Origin of the sequence: Pseudomonas baetica (genome assembly GCF_051216495.1) — a bacterium.
In the GTDB taxonomy this organism is placed as follows: Bacteria; Pseudomonadota; Gammaproteobacteria; order Pseudomonadales; family Pseudomonadaceae; genus Aquipseudomonas; species Aquipseudomonas baetica_B.
On sequence record NZ_JBPKAM010000125.1, the window covers coordinates 1 to 15,308 of the forward strand.

General features: G+C 59.6%; 15 protein-coding genes. 6 read left to right on the plus strand and 9 right to left on the minus strand.

All coding sequences use genetic code 11. The annotated features are described in order from the left end of the window. Positions 1-139: 139 nt before the first annotated feature. Entirely contained in the window at positions 140-523 is a 384-nt protein-coding gene (locus tag ACSFE6_RS27740) for a hypothetical protein (RefSeq protein ID WP_435430593.1), read from the minus strand. A gap of 158 nt (positions 524-681) precedes the next feature. Here ACSFE6_RS27740 and ACSFE6_RS27745 point away from each other — a divergent pair, with 158 nt between their 5' ends. Both ACSFE6_RS27745 and ACSFE6_RS27750 read left to right on the plus strand, forming a co-directional pair. Continuing rightward, positions 682-879, plus strand: coding sequence for a heavy-metal-associated domain-containing protein (locus tag ACSFE6_RS27745; protein WP_435430594.1), 198 nt, complete (start codon positions 682-684; stop codon positions 877-879). Between the two features lie 220 nt (positions 880-1,099). Next, positions 1,100-2,296: a multidrug effflux MFS transporter gene (locus tag ACSFE6_RS27750; protein WP_435430595.1), complete on the plus strand. Its 1,197-nt coding sequence runs from the start codon at positions 1,100-1,102 to the stop codon at positions 2,294-2,296. A gap of 8 nt (positions 2,297-2,304) precedes the next feature. Here ACSFE6_RS27750 and ACSFE6_RS27755 read toward each other — a convergent pair whose 3' ends face one another. Beyond that, complete coding sequence (locus ACSFE6_RS27755) at positions 2,305-2,478, minus strand: hypothetical protein (RefSeq protein WP_433738516.1); 174 nt, start codon at positions 2,476-2,478, stop codon at positions 2,305-2,307. Between the two features lie 134 nt (positions 2,479-2,612). Next, a complete protein-coding gene (locus ACSFE6_RS27760; RefSeq protein ID WP_435430596.1) occupies positions 2,613-3,626 on the minus strand; it encodes a zinc-binding alcohol dehydrogenase family protein in 1,014 nt (337 codons plus the stop codon). A gap of 124 nt (positions 3,627-3,750) precedes the next feature. Here ACSFE6_RS27760 and ACSFE6_RS27765 point away from each other — a divergent pair, with 124 nt between their 5' ends. Both ACSFE6_RS27765 and ACSFE6_RS27770 read left to right on the plus strand, forming a co-directional pair. After that, the gene (locus tag ACSFE6_RS27765; protein WP_435430597.1) at positions 3,751-4,680 is read left to right on the plus strand and encodes a LysR family transcriptional regulator; all 930 of its coding nucleotides are present in this window, start codon (positions 3,751-3,753) and stop codon (positions 4,678-4,680) included. 304 nt (positions 4,681-4,984) lie between these two features. Beyond that, positions 4,985-5,719, plus strand: coding sequence for an ArsR/SmtB family transcription factor (locus tag ACSFE6_RS27770; RefSeq protein WP_435430598.1), 735 nt, complete (start codon positions 4,985-4,987; stop codon positions 5,717-5,719). 56 nt (positions 5,720-5,775) lie between these two features. Here ACSFE6_RS27770 and ACSFE6_RS27775 read toward each other — a convergent pair whose 3' ends face one another. The 6 genes from ACSFE6_RS27775 to ACSFE6_RS27800 all read right to left on the minus strand — a co-directional run bounded on the left by ACSFE6_RS27775 (position 5,776) and on the right by ACSFE6_RS27800 (position 12,035). Further along, positions 5,776-6,729, minus strand: a complete 954-nt coding sequence (locus tag ACSFE6_RS27775; RefSeq protein WP_435430599.1) for an adenosine deaminase — start codon at positions 6,727-6,729, stop codon at positions 5,776-5,778. Between the two features lie 207 nt (positions 6,730-6,936). Continuing rightward, on the minus strand, positions 6,937-8,295 hold the full coding sequence (locus tag ACSFE6_RS27780) for an 8-oxoguanine deaminase (RefSeq protein ID WP_435430600.1): 1,359 nt from the start codon (positions 8,293-8,295) through the stop codon (positions 6,937-6,939). A gap of 270 nt (positions 8,296-8,565) precedes the next feature. Beyond that, a complete protein-coding gene (locus ACSFE6_RS27785; protein ID WP_435430601.1) occupies positions 8,566-9,252 on the minus strand; it encodes an SDR family oxidoreductase in 687 nt (228 codons plus the stop codon). Positions 9,253-9,774: 522 nt separating this feature from the next. Continuing rightward, a complete protein-coding gene (locus tag ACSFE6_RS27790) occupies positions 9,775-10,356 on the minus strand; it encodes an IMPACT family protein (protein ID WP_435430602.1) in 582 nt (193 codons plus the stop codon). A gap of 7 nt (positions 10,357-10,363) precedes the next feature. After that, entirely contained in the window at positions 10,364-11,014 is a 651-nt protein-coding gene (locus ACSFE6_RS27795; RefSeq protein ID WP_435430603.1) for a TetR/AcrR family transcriptional regulator, read from the minus strand. 100 nt (positions 11,015-11,114) lie between these two features. Beyond that, positions 11,115-12,035, minus strand: coding sequence for a LysR family transcriptional regulator (locus ACSFE6_RS27800; RefSeq protein WP_435430604.1), 921 nt, complete (start codon positions 12,033-12,035; stop codon positions 11,115-11,117). 139 nt (positions 12,036-12,174) lie between these two features. On the opposite strand from ACSFE6_RS27800, the gene ACSFE6_RS27805 reads away from it, so the two are divergent. Beyond that, entirely contained in the window at positions 12,175-13,524 is a 1,350-nt protein-coding gene (locus tag ACSFE6_RS27805; protein ID WP_435430605.1) for an aspartate aminotransferase family protein, read from the plus strand. A 62-nt stretch (positions 13,525-13,586) separates the two neighbouring features. Next, positions 13,587-15,080 carry a CoA-acylating methylmalonate-semialdehyde dehydrogenase gene (locus tag ACSFE6_RS27810; RefSeq protein WP_433738536.1) on the plus strand — a complete coding sequence of 498 codons (1,494 nt, stop codon included), beginning with the start codon at positions 13,587-13,589 and terminating at the stop codon, positions 15,078-15,080. Positions 15,081-15,308 lie beyond the last annotated feature (228 nt).

A 15,308-nucleotide genomic window follows, 5' to 3' on the forward strand; every position in this document is an offset into this window, starting at 1 on the left:
CCCCCCCCCCCCCCCCCCCCCCCCCCCCCCCCCCCCCCCCCCCCCCCCCCCCCCCCACCCCTCCCCCCCCCCCCCCCCCCCCCCCCCCCCCCCCCTCCCCCCCCCCCCCCCCCCCCCCCCCACAGGACATGGATTTGTGTCAGTACCCGAGACCCGCGCGCTTGAGGTACATCCCTTCCTGCGTCATCGCGATTCGATACTTCTGTACTTCCCCCGCACGCAGGGTGATCTCTTGCGAACCCGGCGCGAGCATGCCCGGATTGCAACCCGGCACCTGGCCCGGCAGCAGTTTGAGGCGCAGGGACACATTGCCCGGCGGCAGGTTGAATGAGGTGCTTTGCTCCTGGAACAGCCGCGCCGACAACTGATCGTGAATGTAAACACCGATCTCGCAGCTCGTCGCCACCTCCAGCCGTTCACGCGAAATGATCAGCACGCCATAGTCCTCCCCCGCGGCATGGGCCGAAGGCATGGCGGCGAAAAGGCTAAGAAAGCCAAACAGGCTGAAAACTGACCAGCGCATGGCTGAATCTCCCGATCGAGTCATTGATGGACGCAGCTTGGCCGAGCGCGGCGCCGATTGCCAGCCCGGCAGATTACTTCAGAACTTGACCTTGCCATGGTGGCAAGCTCGACACTGGTGGCAACCTCACTCAAAAGCCTCATTAAAGGAGTCGTCCCATGCAAGTGTTCAATGTTGAAGGCATGTCCTGCGGTCATTGCGTCAGGGCCATCACTCAAGCCGTACAGGCCAAGGACCCGGCGGCCAGCGTACGTGTCGATCTGGCGGCGAAGGAGGTCGGCGTGGAGTCTGCTCTGACCGCAGACCAGGTGATCGCGGCGATCAGCGAGGAAGGCTACGAAATCAAAGTCGCCTGAGGGCAGGCGTAATCCATGTGGGAGCGAGCCTGCTTGCGAAGGCGGCGTCACATTCAACATCAATGTTTGCTGACCCACCGCTTTCGCGAGCGGGCTCGCTCCCACAGTGTTTTTTGCATTCATTCAATGGTTTTTAATAGTTAGCGAGCTATCGGAATGTTCAAGGCGTCCATGCGCGGCTAGACTGTCGGGCTGCCGACTTTGCCCCACTGGATGCCTGATGAACTTCCGTACCATTCTGATTCTCGGCGCCTTGAGCGCTTTCGGTCCGCTGGCGATCGATTTCTATTTGCCGGCCTTCCCGGCCATGGCGCTGGCCTTCGGCACGGATGAAAAACACGTTCAATTGACGCTGGCCGCCTATTTCCTCGGTCTGTCCATTGGTCAGCTGGCTTACGGTCCGGTGGCGGATCGTTTCGGTCGTCGCATTCCGCTACTGACCGGTGTCGGGCTGTTTACCGCGGCTTCGTTGGCGTGCGCCTATGCACCGAGCCTGGAATGGCTGATCGCAGCCCGCTTCATCCAGGCCCTGGGTGGCTGTGCCGGGATGGTGATCTCTCGGGCGGTGGTCAGCGACAAATGCGATGCCGTGGGGTCGGCCAAGGTCTTTTCGCAACTGATGCTGGTGATGGGGCTGGCGCCGATTCTCGCGCCGATGCTGGGTGGCCTACTGGTTAACACCACCGGTTGGCAGTCGATTTTCCTGGCGTTGACCGGTTTCAGTGCATTGGCGGGATTGGCCGTTGCCCTCGGTTTGCCGGAAAGTCTGCCGGCTCATGTTCCACGTCAACCCTTGTCCGGGGCGCTACGTCAGTACGGTCGGCTGTTGGCAGACCCGGTGTTCCTCGGTCACGCCCTGACCGGCGGCATCGCCATTGCCGGCATGTTTGCCTACATCGCCGGATCACCGTTCGTCTTCATCAAACTCTATGGCGTGCCGGCCGAGCACTTCGGTTGGCTGTTCGGCACGAATGCCGCAGGTTTCATTCTGGTGGCGCAACTCAACGCGCGGCTGTTGGCCAAGCGCGGGCCAGCGTTCCTGCTCGCACGCGCTGTGTGGGTTTACCTCGGCGCCGGCCTGACCCTGCTGGCCGTCAGTGCATTGCACTCCGCGCAATTGTGGCCGTTGTTGATTCCGCTGTTCGTCTGCATTGCCAGCCTCGGCTGCATCATTCCCAACGCTTCGGCCTGTGCGATGAACGGGCAGGGGGCACGGGCCGGTAGTGCTTCGGCGATGCTCGGATGCCTGCAATTCAGCGTGGCCGCTGGCGCCGCCGCACTGGTGGGCGTTTTGCACGACGGCAGCGCCATGCCGATGGCTATGGTCATCAGCCTGTGCGGAACTCTGGTGGTGAGCGCGGCGATGCTCACCCGACGTTTGCAGAATGCCCGGACTCTGGCGCAAGCCCAGGTTTGAAGGCGGACTCAGCCAACCGCACGGTGTGGTTGACGGTCTGGAATCTGATGGGGCGCGTGCAAGCGCGCTTCGAGGGTATTGGTGAAGGCGCGAGCTTCGGCTTCGCTGCGGAAAGTCACCGCATGTTGGTCCAAGCGGACCTGCCACTGGGATTTTGCCAATTCTTTTATCAGGATCTTCATTACTGACCTCCTCAAGTAAAAGATTGTCACATCGAGAATTCGATTGTAGTCCTGAATACGATCGCCAAATTGACAGCGGTCAACCTTCGGACTGACGGTGTCGCCCATCGTCGGGCGACACCGATATCGTCGAGTCAGAACCCTTCCAGCACAATCTTGCCCTTGGATTTACCGCTCTCCAGCAAGGCGTGTGCACGACGCAGATTGGCCGCATTGATGGTGCCGAAGTGCTCGCCGACCGTGGTTTTCAAGGTTCCGGCATCGATCAGGCGCGCCACGCGGTTGAGCAGGTTGTGCTGTTCGATCATGTCGGCGGTTTCGAACAGCGAGCGGGTGTACATGAACTCCCAATGCAGCGACAGGCTCTTGCGCTTGAGTTTGGTCACGTCCAGGGTTTTCGGGTCATCGATCAGGGCGAGTTTGCCTTGTGGCGCCAGTGCCTCGACCAGTTGATCCAGGTGAAGATCGGTCTGGGTCAGGCTGGCGACGTGGGTCACTTGATCGATACCCGCGCGTTTGAGTGCCTCGCTCAGCGGCTGGCTATGATCGATCACCGTATTGGCGCCCAACGCCTTCACCCAGCTCTGGGTCTGTGGGCGTGAAGCGGTGCCGATGACGTTCAGCCCGGTGAGCTGTTTCGCCAATTGCGTGAGGATGGAACCGACGCCGCCGGCGGCACCGACGATCAGCAGGCTTTGGCCTTCATCGGTTTTGCCCTCGCGCACTTGCAGGCGCTCGAACAGTAATTCCCACGCGGTGATGGCGGTCAACGGCAGGGCGGCGGCCTCGGCGAAGCCAAGGGTGTCGGGCATATGGCCGACGATCCGCTCATCCACCACATGCAGTTCGCTGTTGCCGCCAGCGCGGGCGATGGAACCGGCGTAGTACACCTTGTCGCCGGCCTTGAACAGCGTCACTTCGCTGCCCACCGCCTTGACAATGCCGGCCACATCCCAACCCAGCACTTTTGCAGCGCCACCTTCAGGCTGGACGTTTTGGCGGACCTTGGTATCCACCGGGTTGACCGAAATCGCTTTGACCTCCACCAATAAATCGCGAGGCCCGGCAACCGGTTCCGGCAGTTCGATGTCTTGCAGGGATTTTTCGTCGCTGATCGGCAGGGACGCGTAATAGGCAATGGCTTTCATGGGGGCTCCAGACAGTAATAAACCAAAGATGTCGATGACGAAGATGATTGGCTATTTCCCGGGAAGATAAAACCCGCTAAAAGAGCAGTCTCTTTCAATATTTTTTTGATAATCGGAGTTTCCGGTGCTGCGTTTCGATGACTTGCAATTGTTCGTACGGGCGGCAGATCTGGGGAGTCTGTCGGCGGCCGCGCGGGGCATGGACATGTCGGCGGCGGTGGCCAGTGCCGCGTTGAAACGCATCGAACAGCAACTCGGTGCCCGCTTGCTCGCCCGCTCGACCCGCAGCTTGCGTCTGACTGCAGAGGGTGAAGGTTTCCTTGAATATGCCCGGGCAGCCCTGAGTAACCTCGACGAGGGCCGGAGGTTATTGGCCAGTGGCCAGGATCAGGTCAGCGGCGTGTTGCAGTTGTCGGCGCCGTCGGACTTTGGTCGCAACTTGCTGTTGCCCTGGCTGGACGAGTTTCAGCGCGAGCATCCGAAACTCACCGTACGCTTGTTGCTGGGGGATCGCATCGCCGACCTGTTTCGCCAGCCGGTGGACATCGCCCTGCGCTACGGCGAACCGGAAGATTCCAGTCTGGTGGCATTGCCCATCGCCCCGCAGAACCGGCGCGTGCTCTGTGCGGCGCCGGGTTACCTGGCCCGACATGGCGAGCCGCGGCAACTGGAGCAGTTGGCCCAGCACAACTGCCTGCTGTTCATGCTTGGCAGTCGGGTTCATGACCACTGGAGTTTCCACGATGGCAAGCGCGAAGTTGGCCTGACCGTCAGTGGTGATCGTTTCAGTGATGACGCCGATGTCGTGCGGCTGTGGGCCGTGGCGGGTGCCGGGATCGCCTATAAGTCCTGGCTGGATGTGGCCGCCGATGTGCTGGCCGGTCGATTGAAGGTGCTAATGCCGGAACTGCTTTGCGAGCGCGCACCGCTGAATTTGTTGTGCGCACATCGCGCACAATTGAGTAAGCCAGTGAACCTGTTGCGGGAAATGCTTGCCAGCCGATGCGCCCGGTTGGGCAGTCATTTTCCGGGCTTATCGGAAATCGGTCATTAGTCGCAGGAAAAAAGCGAAATTTCCTTCAGGAACTATCACCGCCAGTGGTTTGTGAGGGGCAGGAAGCGGCGATCAACCCGCCTATACTAGCGCTCGCTTCAGGTACGCACCGTCAATCACAACGACAAGACCACGCAGGATTCGGGCTTGCCTCATACCTATCGCCAGACCTTTTTCATCGTTATCAGAGGGTGGTCGATGGCTTTGTCTGGTTAACCGCAGTTTTCACGTCTTGGCCGACGACGCATTACTGGTCAAGATGACTCAGAGCAATAGACCAAACGATTCAACAGGGAGTGAATTAATGGAACATGCACCTTGCATCAGCCAGATAGCCACCTTGCTGGCTGACCCAAAGCGCAGCGCAATGATGTGGGCCTTGATGGACGGCACGGCGCGCCAAGCCGAAGAGCTGGCCTTGTTGGCCGGACTGTCACCGTCCTCGGCCAGCGCTCACCTTGGACGATTGTCCACTGGTGGTCTGTTGAAAGTCGAAAGCCGGGGGCGTAAGCGCTTCTTCCGCCTGGCCGCTCCCGAAGTCGGTGCTGCGATCGAGGCACTGGCAAGCGCAACACTGGCCAGCGCGCCCCGGGAAACGCCGGATATTTTCAAACACACTACCCCCCTCGCCAAACCTGCAGTCAGGCCCTCGTCCTTGTTGCGTGCCCGGCTATGCGACGATCATCTGGGCGGTACTCTGGCTGCGGATCTGTATCAGCGTTTACTGGACGCGGGCTGGATCGAACAGTTCGATCAGCGGGTCACAATCACCCTCAAGGGCTCCACCGAGTTGGCGGCGCGGGGTGTCTTCATCCAGGCGCTGGCCCATCGCAATGGCAAGTCGGCGTGTGCATGTCCGGACTGGAGCGAAAGACGCCCGCACATGGGCGGGTCATTGGGGGCGGCGCTGTTGCAGCTATTCATGCAGTCCGGTTGGCTGAGCCTGCCCAACGACTCGCGGGCCTTGCAGGTCACCGCGGCCGGGCAGCGTGAAATCCACAGGTTTGCCAAGGAAACCGAGCTGGAAATGGCGTTGTAGGCACAGAACCTGTGGGAGCGAGCCTGCTCGCTCCCACATTGGATTTGCGCAGGGCCTTACGGTTTTACCAACCGCGCATCCAGGCTGTTTTGCGCCAGGCGTTTTGCCTGATCCTGGGTCATCCCCAGATCCGTATACAGCGCATGGAAATTCTCGGTGACGTAACCGCCGAAGTACGCCGGGTCATCCGAGTTCACGGTCACTTTCACGCCACGCTCGAGCATGTCGAGGATGTTGTGCTGCGACATGTGATCGAACACGCAAAGCTTGGTGTTGGACAACGGGCACACGGTCAGCGGGATCTGCTCATCGATGATGCGCTGCATCAAGCGCTCGTCTTCAATGGCGCGTACGCCATGGTCGATGCGCTGGATTTTCAGCAGGTCTAGGGCTTCCCAGATGTACTCGGGTGGACCTTCTTCACCGGCGTGGGCGACGGTCAGGAAGCCCTCGCCACGAGCACGATCGAACACACGCTGGAACTTGCTCGGCGGATGGCCCATCTCGGAACTGTCCAAGCCGACGGCGACAAACGCATCGCGGAACGGCAACGCCTGGTCAAGGGTTTTCTCGGCTTGTTCTTCGCTCAGGTGGCGCAGGAAGCTCAGGATCAAACCACTGGTGATGCCCAGTTGCTGTTCGCCATCCTTGAGGGCGGCGGCGATGCCATTGAGCACCACTTCGAACGGCACGCCACGGTCGGTATGGGTCTGCGGGTCGAAGAACGGTTCGGTATGAATCACATTCTGTTCTTTGCAACGCAGCAGATACGCCCAGGTCAGGTCGTAGAAGTCCTGGGACGTTTGCAGTACGCCGGCGCCCTGGTAATACAGGTCGAGGAACTCTTGCAGGTTATTGAAGGCGTAAGCCTTGCGCAGGGTGTCAACATCGCTCCACGGCAGGGCGATCTTGTTGCGTTCGGCCAGGGCGAACAGCAGCTCGGGCTCCAGCGAACCCTCCAGGTGCAAGTGCAGTTCTGCCTTGGGCAGGGCGTTCAGCCAGTCGTACATATTCTTTTCTCATCAGGTGCAGATGACGGGCATTCTACAGCGCCCCGTGGAAACAATTGGCAAAACCTGACCGGAAGGTTCATCGCAACGGGCTGGCTGTATTGTTCGATACGGGTGCCAATCAACCATCATCGATGGCGAGGTCCGTGAAACACCGCAAAACCCTGTGGGAGCGAGCCGGCTCCCACAGTTTTTATCAGTGTTGTATCAGGCGCCCGCGATCAATTGCCGAGCCGCTTGGCTGTGATCGGCAATCAACCCCTTCAGGTCCAGCCCTTCAACCTGCCCATCGATCACTCGCCATTTACCGCCGACCATCACCCGGTCTGCCCGATCCGCGCCGCACAGCAGCAGCGCCGATACCGGGTCATGACTGCCCGAGAAGCGCAGCTCATCGAGCTTGAACAGCGCCAGGTCAGCCTGCTTGCCCACTGCCAGTTCACCGATGTCGCTGCGACCGAGCAGCTGTGCCGAGCCTTTGGTGGCCCAGCCCAGCACCCGTTCCGGAGTGATCTTCTCTGCACCGTAGCGCAGGCGTTGGATGTACAGGGCCTGACGCGCTTCGAGGATCATGTTCGACGCGTCGTTGGACGCCGAACCGTCCACGCCCAGGCCCAGTGGAGCGCCGGCGTCGGTCAGTTCGATGCTCGGGCAGATGCCCGAAGCCAGGCGCATGTTCGAGCTCGGGCAATGACAAATCCCGGTGCCGGCAGCGCCGAGGCGGGCGATTTCATCCGGATTGAAATGGATGCCGTGGGCCAGCCAGGTGCGTGGGCCAAGCCAGCCGACGCTGTCCAGATAATCTACCGTGCGCAGACCGAAGCGTTGCAGGCAGAAGTCTTCTTCGTCGAGGGTTTCCGCCAGGTGTGTGTGCAAACGCACATCGAGTGTGTTCGCCAGTTCGGCGCTGGCGGACATGATTTCTGGCGTCACCGAGAAGGGCGAGCAAGGGGCCAGAGCGATCTGGATTTGCGCGCCTTCGCCGCGTTCGTGGTATTCGGCGATCAAGCGCTGGCTGTCGTCGAGGATCACCTGGCCTTCCTGCACGGTCTGCTGGGGTGGCAGCCCGCCGTCCTTTTCGCCCAGACTCATCGAACCGCGAGTCAGCATCGCGCGCATGCCCAGTTCGCGAACGCTTTCGACTTGTACGTCGATGGCATTTTCCAGGCCATCCGGGAACAGGTAATGGTGGTCAGCCGCCGTGGTGCAACCGGACAACAGCAATTCGGCCAACGCGACTTTCGTGGCAAGGGCGAGTTTTTCCGGCGTGAGGCGCGCCCACACCGGGTACAGGGTTTTCAGCCACGGGAACAAGGGTTGGTTGACCACTGGCGCCCAGGCGCGGGTCAGGGTTTGATAGAAGTGGTGATGGGTGTTGATCAACCCCGGCAGGATCACGTGCTCGCGGGCGTCGAAAACTTGTCCACAGGGGGCGGACGGTTGCTGGCCTGCGCCGAGCACTTCGACGATCACGCCGTCTTGCAGCACCAGGCCGCCACGGGCATCGAGACCGTTGGCCGTGAAAATGGCGAGGGGATTTTTTAACCAGGTACGGGTCGCAGGCATGTTGGCCGGCTCCTCTGAAAGTTGGGTTCAGGGTTGCCAGCTCAGTGTTGCCCTGTCTGCTGATCCAGGGTCGCCGGGGAGGCGAGGTGCGCAGTGTCGATCAAAAAAACGCGATGGGCAAGCGCAGCCTGACAGAACAACTCAGATCCCGTATGGAATGAAACCTTGTGGGAGCGAGCCTGCTCGCGAAGGCGGTGTGTCAGTCACCTTCAATGCTACATGACACTCCGTATTCGCGAGCAGGCTTGCTCCTACTAGGGAATGTGGCGATTACCAGGGAATGGTCTCACCCCGATAATTCACAAAATGATGGCCACCCTTGCCAACATACGCATTCACCTGATCGACCAGCCCGCGGGTACTCGTTTCCACATCGATATCGGCACCTTCACCGCCCATGTCGGTTTTCACCCAGCCCGGATGCAGTGACAGTACAGTGAGTTTCTGCTCGCCCAGTTGTGTGACGAAGCTGTTGGTCATGGAGTTGAGCGCGGCTTTGCTGGCCTTGTACAGCGCCAGTTCCGGCGCGTCGGGCATGGTCACGCTGCCCAGTACCGAACTCATGAATGCCAGCACCCCAGTCTCCGGGCGAATCTGGCCAACGAATTGTTGAGCAAGATTGATGGGAGCTACGGCGTTGGTGAAAAACAGCTGCCCGACCTCGGCCAGGGTCGCGCCGCCTGGCGTCTGCACGTCCGGCCCCTTGACCCCGGCATTCACGAACAGCAGGTCGAACACTTCACCCTTGAGTTGCTGGCTCAAGGCGATCACCGCTGGCAGATCATCCATGTCGAGTTTTTCGATTCGCACCTTGCCCAACGCCTGCAAGGCTTGAGCGTTCTGTGGATTGCGCACGGTGGCGGTCACTTGCCAACCATCGGCCAGCAGGGTTTTCACCAGGCCGAGGCCCAGCCCACGGGAGGCGCCGATGATCAGTGCGGTTTTTGCCTTGGACATGTGTGGTTTCCTTGATGAGTGAAGATCGCGGACTCAATGAACAGGTTTGGTCCGACCTATGCTGCAACGCTGGGTGCTAGGCGTCGAGTCCATTGTTTGCGGGTTCAAAAAATGGGTGGGCACCACGTGAGGGCGAAGCCGATAATCAGGCACCACTTTTGACGTGCAGGCATTGGTCAAAAAATGAGCAGTCGACCGCGGGCCATGTCCGGCATGGTGCCGAGGCAGGAATGAACGGGTTATCCACAGATTGCTCCACAGTATTTGTGCGCAAGCGCAAATGTCGGGCATAAGCGCGGTGCGGGTATCTTCGAAAGGTGATAAACCACTCTAAGTATATGTTTTATCTTGAATTTTAAGTTTTTGATGGCGATTTGGACGAAAAGTGAACAAAGCCCGCAAAGCCGCATGACAGAAGGGTTACAGCGGAGTGTGCTCAGGTTATCCACAGCCAGGTGCACAGCGGATGTGGGCAACTGCCGGGTGCATCGATATTCCGGGTTGCCCTAAAAGGTCGCAGCCTCAACGCTGCAACAGAATGCGCCCGCGGCTCAAATCGGCCAGCTGTTTTTGCAGCGCTTCAATATGCGCCTCACCCACCGCCAGCTGTAGTTCAACGCCATTGGCGGTGAAATCTTCTTGCACAACCAGCCCGCCGATGTCGGCGACGCGCAACTTCACCAGGGCCAGTTCACTGAACGTGCAGGCGCAACGTAGTGGCACCCGGCTGATCAGTTCGATCTTAGACGCAGCTTGCAGGCATTTGTTGGCGCCGCCGCCGTAGGCCCGGGCGAGTCCGCCGGTGCCCAGTTGAATGCCGCCATACCAGCGAATCACCAATACCACGACCTGATCGCAATCCTGCGCCTCGATCGCCGCTAGAATCGGCCGGCCGGCGGTACCGCCGGGCTCGCCGTCATCGGTACTGCGGTATTGAGCGCCGAGCTTCCAGGCCCAGCAATTGTGCGTGGCGTTCAGGTCGCTGTGCTGCTCGATGAATGCCTGGGCTTCAGCGGGACTGGTGATCGGTGCGGCGAAGGTGATGAAGCGGCTTTTGCGAATCTCTTCGCGGTATTCGCAAAAGCCGCTGAGGGTAAAGGGCATAAAAGTCTTAAATAGTTGGTGTCAGGCCGCAGCCCTTGAGAATGATACGGATCAGATTGTTGCCGGCGTCATCCATATCCTGCTTGGTCAACTTGGTGCGTCCGCTGACACGACAGATCTGGGTGGCGAAGTCGGCGTAATGCTGCGTGCTGCCCCACAACAGAAAGATCAGGTTGACCGGATCGACCGGGTCCATCTTGCCGGCATCGATCCAGGCTTGAAACACCGAAGCCCGGCCCTGGAACCACGTGCGGTAGTCCTGATTGAAATACTCGGTCAGGCATTCGCCACCACTGATGACCTCCATGGCAAAAATCCGCGAGGCTTGCGGTTGGCGACGGGAAAATTCCATTTTGGCGCGGATGTAGCGGGTCAAGGCTTCGGCTGGATCATCCTCGGCCGTCAACGTATTGAACGTGCTGTCCCACAGCTGAAGGATATTGCTCAACACCGCCACGTACAAACCGAGTTTGTTGGTGAAGTAGTAATGCAGGTTGGCTTTTGGCAATCCGGCATTCAGAGCGATGGTGTTCATGCTGGTGCCTTTGAACCCGTGACGGGCGAACTCATCTTCGGCGGCTTTGATGATGGTCTCTTCGTTCTTCTGACGAATGCGGCTGGCAGGTTTGCCGCCGTGAGCGGGGACTTCAAAGGTCATGGACGCTTCCGATCAAGTGGGTGAGGGTGAGCCATTACGTTGATATCGCACCCTCGGGCTTCAGACAAGTCCCTGCGCAATAAAACCATTGGCGCTGGGTTTATCGTGTCGCCGCTAGACTTTCCAGAAAACTTTCCAGCACCAGGTGAGGTCGACGACCCTTGCGAGTGACCGACGCCAGGCTCAGGTCATAGAAGCGCGCCTTGGGCTTGAGTGCGCGCAATCGACCTTGCTGTACCCAGAGGCTGGCGTAGTGGTCCGGCAAGTAACCGATGTAGCGCCCGGTCAGGATCAGGAATGCCATGCCTTCTCGGTCAGAAGCGCTGGCGGTGCAGTTGAGCGCCTGATAATGGGCCTGGATTTCCGCCGGCAAACGGAAGGTCGGGGCAATGGCGTCCTGATTGTTGAGGCGAGCATCGTCCAGTTGCTTGTCATCGACATAAAACAGCGGATGACCCACGGCGCAATACAGCAGTGAGCGTTCGCTGTAGAGCGGTTGATATTCCAGCCCGGACAGTGCGCTGGCCTGGGGCACCACCCCAACGTGCAAGCGACCGTCGAGCACGCCTTGTTCCACTTCGTTGGGCGCGATCATGCGAATCTGGATCTGCACGTCGGGTCCGCGCTCCTTCAACTGCGCGAGCGCGTGGGTAATGCGCATGTGGGGCAGGGTGACCAGGTTATCCGTCAAGCCGATGGTCAGTTCGCCACGCAAGTGCTGGTGCAGCCCGTTGACCTCGGTGCGGAAGCTTTCCAGTGCACTCAACAACTGCAGTGCCGATTGATACACCTCGCGACCTTCTTCGGTCAGGGAAAAGCCGGCGCGACCACGCTGGCACAGACGCAAGCCGAGACGCTGTTCCAAGTCACTCATCTGTTGGCTGATGGCCGAGCGGCCAATGCCGAGCACGCTTTCGGCAGCCGAAAAACCACCGCATTCGACCACACTGCGAAAGATCCGTAACAGGCGAATATCGAAGTCACTGACTTGCGCCAGTGGGTCGGGGCGGCGGCTGCTCATGGTGGTTACTCATTAGTTTAGTCAGTGACTGACTAAAGGTTAGAAAAGTTGGATTTCACCGACTTTATCCCCGTGGCAACTTAGCTGCAACAACGCTTTTCAATCCCTGCTCCGCTTATTGCCTTGCGAGGTTCCACCCATGAATTTGCCTGAAAACGCCCCGACTTCTCTGGCCAGCCAACTGAAGCTCGATGCGCACTGGATGCCTTACACCGCCAACCGTAACTTCCAGCGTGATCCGCGCCTGATCGTGGGCGCCGAAGGCAGCTGGCTGATCGACGACAAGGGCCGTAAGGTTTATGACTCGCTGTCGGGTCTGTGGACGTGCGGTGCCGGTCACACCCGTAAGGAAATTCAAGAGGCAGTGACCAAGCAACTGGGCACCCTCGATTACTCGCCAGGCTTCCAGTACGGCCATCCGCTGTCGTTCCAGCTGGCGGAAAAAATCACCGACCTGACGCCGGGCAACCTGAATCATGTGTTCTTCACTGACTCCGGCTCCGAGTGCGCCGACACTGCCGTGAAGATGGTACGTGCCTACTGGCGTCTGAAAGGTCAGTCGACCAAGACCAAAATGATCGGTCGTGCCCGTGGCTATCACGGCGTGAACATTGCCGGCACTAGCCTCGGTGGCGTTAACGGCAACCGTAAACTGTTCGGCCAGGCGATGATGGATGTCGACCACCTGCCGCACACTCTGCTGGCGAGCAATGCGTTCTCCCGTGGCATGCCGGAGCAGGGCGGTATCGCCCTCGCTGATGAGCTGCTGAAGCTGATCGAATTGCACGATGCCTCGAACATTGCCGCCGTTTTCGTCGAGCCATTGGCCGGTTCCGCTGGCGTTCTGGTTCCGCCACAGGGTTACCTCAAGCGCCTGCGCGAGATCTGCGATCAGCACAACATCCTGCTGGTGTTCGACGAAGTGATCACCGGTTTCGGCCGTACCGGCACGATGTTTGGTGCTACAACCTTCGGCGTGACCCCGGACCTGATGTGCATCGCCAAGCAAGTCACCAACGGTGCAATCCCGATGGGCGCGGTGATTGCCAGCTCCGAGATCTACCAGACCTTCATGAACCAGGCGACGCCTGAATACGCCGTGGAATTCCCACACGGCTATACCTATTCCGCCCACCCGGTGGCATGCGCCGCGGGTCTGGCAGCACTCGACCTGCTGCAAAAGGAAAACCTGGTGCAGAGCGTGGCCGAAGTCGCGCCGCATTTCGAAAATGCGCTGCATGGCTTGAAGGGCACCAAAAACATCATCGACATCCGCAACTACGGCCTGGCCGGTGCGATCCAGATCGCACCGCGTGACGGCGACGCCATCGTGCGTCCATTCGAATCGGGCATGGCGCTGTGGAAAGCCGGGTTCTACGTGCGCTTCGGCGGCGACACCCTGCAGTTTGGCCCAACCTTCAACAGCAAGCCGCAGGACCTTGATCGCCTGTTCGATGCGGTTGGCGAAGTGCTGAGCAAGATCGACTGATTTCTCCTTCTATATAACGGCCCCGATGACGGGTGCCTGTGGACAACTTTTCAGGAGCTTCCATGAGCGTTATTCCGCATTTGATCAATGGTGAGCTGGTTACCGAAACCGGTCGCAGCACCGACGTGTTCAACCCATCGACCGGTCAGGCTATCCACAAACTGCCTCTGGCCAGCCGTGAAACCATCCAACAAGCCATCGACGCAGCCAAAGCCGCGTTCCCGGCCTGGCGTAACACGCCTGCAGCCAAGCGTGCCCAAGTCATGTTCCGCTTCAAGCAACTGCTGGAGCAGAACGAAGCGCGTATTGCCCAGTTGATCAGCGAAGAACACGGCAAGACCCTGGAAGACGCTGCCGGTGAATTGAAGCGCGGCATCGAGAACGTCGAGTTCGCCTGCGCGGCACCGGAAATCCTCAAGGGCGAATACAGCCGGAACGTGGGCCCGAACATTGATGCCTGGTCCGACTTCCAGCCACTGGGCGTAGTGGCCGGCATTACACCGTTCAACTTCCCGGCCATGGTGCCACTGTGGATGTACCCACTGGCGATCGTCTGCGGTAACTGCTTCATCCTCAAACCGTCCGAGCGCGACCCGAGCTCGACGCTGCTGATCGCACAACTGTTGCTGGAAGCTGGCTTGCCTAAGGGCGTGCTGAGCGTGGTGCACGGTGACAAGGTTGCCGTGGACGCGCTGATCGAAGCACCGGAAGTCAAGGCGCTGAGCTTCGTGGGTTCGACGCCGATTGCCGAGTACATCTACGCCGAAGGCACCAAGCGCGGCAAGCGCGTCCAGGCACTGGGCGGAGCGAAGAACCATGCGGTGCTGATGCCGGATGCGGACCTGGATAACGCTGTCAGCGCACTGATGGGTGCTGCTTACGGTTCTTGCGGTGAGCGTTGCATGGCGATCTCGGTGGCCGTCTGCGTGGGTGATCAGGTTGCCGATGCGCTGGTGGCCAAACTGACGCCACAGATCAAGGCACTGAAAATCGGTGCAGGCACGACCTGTGGTCTGGACATGGGGCCTCTGGTCACCGGTCAGGCGCGCGACAAGGTCAGCGGTTATGTCGAAGACGGCGTGGCGGCGGGTGCGACCCTGGTCGTAGACGGTCGTGGTCTGAGCGTGCCGGGTCACGAAGACGGCTTCTTCCTCGGTGGCTGCCTGTTCGACAACGTCACCCCGGAGATGCGTATCTATAAAGAAGAGATCTTCGGGCCGGTGCTGTGCGTCGTTCGCGTCAACAGCCTGGAAGAGGCGATGCAACTGATCAACGATCACGAGTATGGCAATGGCACCTGCATCTTCACCCGTGACGGGGAAGCGGCGCGGTTGTTCTGCGATGAGATCGAAGTCGGCATGGTTGGTGTGAACGTGCCGTTGCCAGTGCCTGTGGCGTACCACAGCTTTGGCGGTTGGAAGCGCTCGCTGTTTGGTGACCTGCATGCCTATGGTCCGGATGGCGTGCGTTTCTACACTCGCCGCAAGGCCATCACCCAGCGCTGGCCGCAGCGTGCGAGCCACGAGGCTTCGCAGTTCGCGTTCCCTAGCTTGTAAGTAGAAGGACGTAGAAGGCCGACCCATTGGGTCGGTCTTTCTGTTTTCGGGGTTTTTTTGACCGGTATGACAGATTTATGAAAATAGGTGTTGACGGCGAATTTTAGTTCTCTATAATTCGCCCCACTTCCGGCGCAGTCGAAACGGAAAACTCCTTGGTAAACAACGAGTTACGCAGTTTTCGGCAGTAGGTTGCTTCAGGTCATCGAAGCTGAAAGGAAGTTGAAA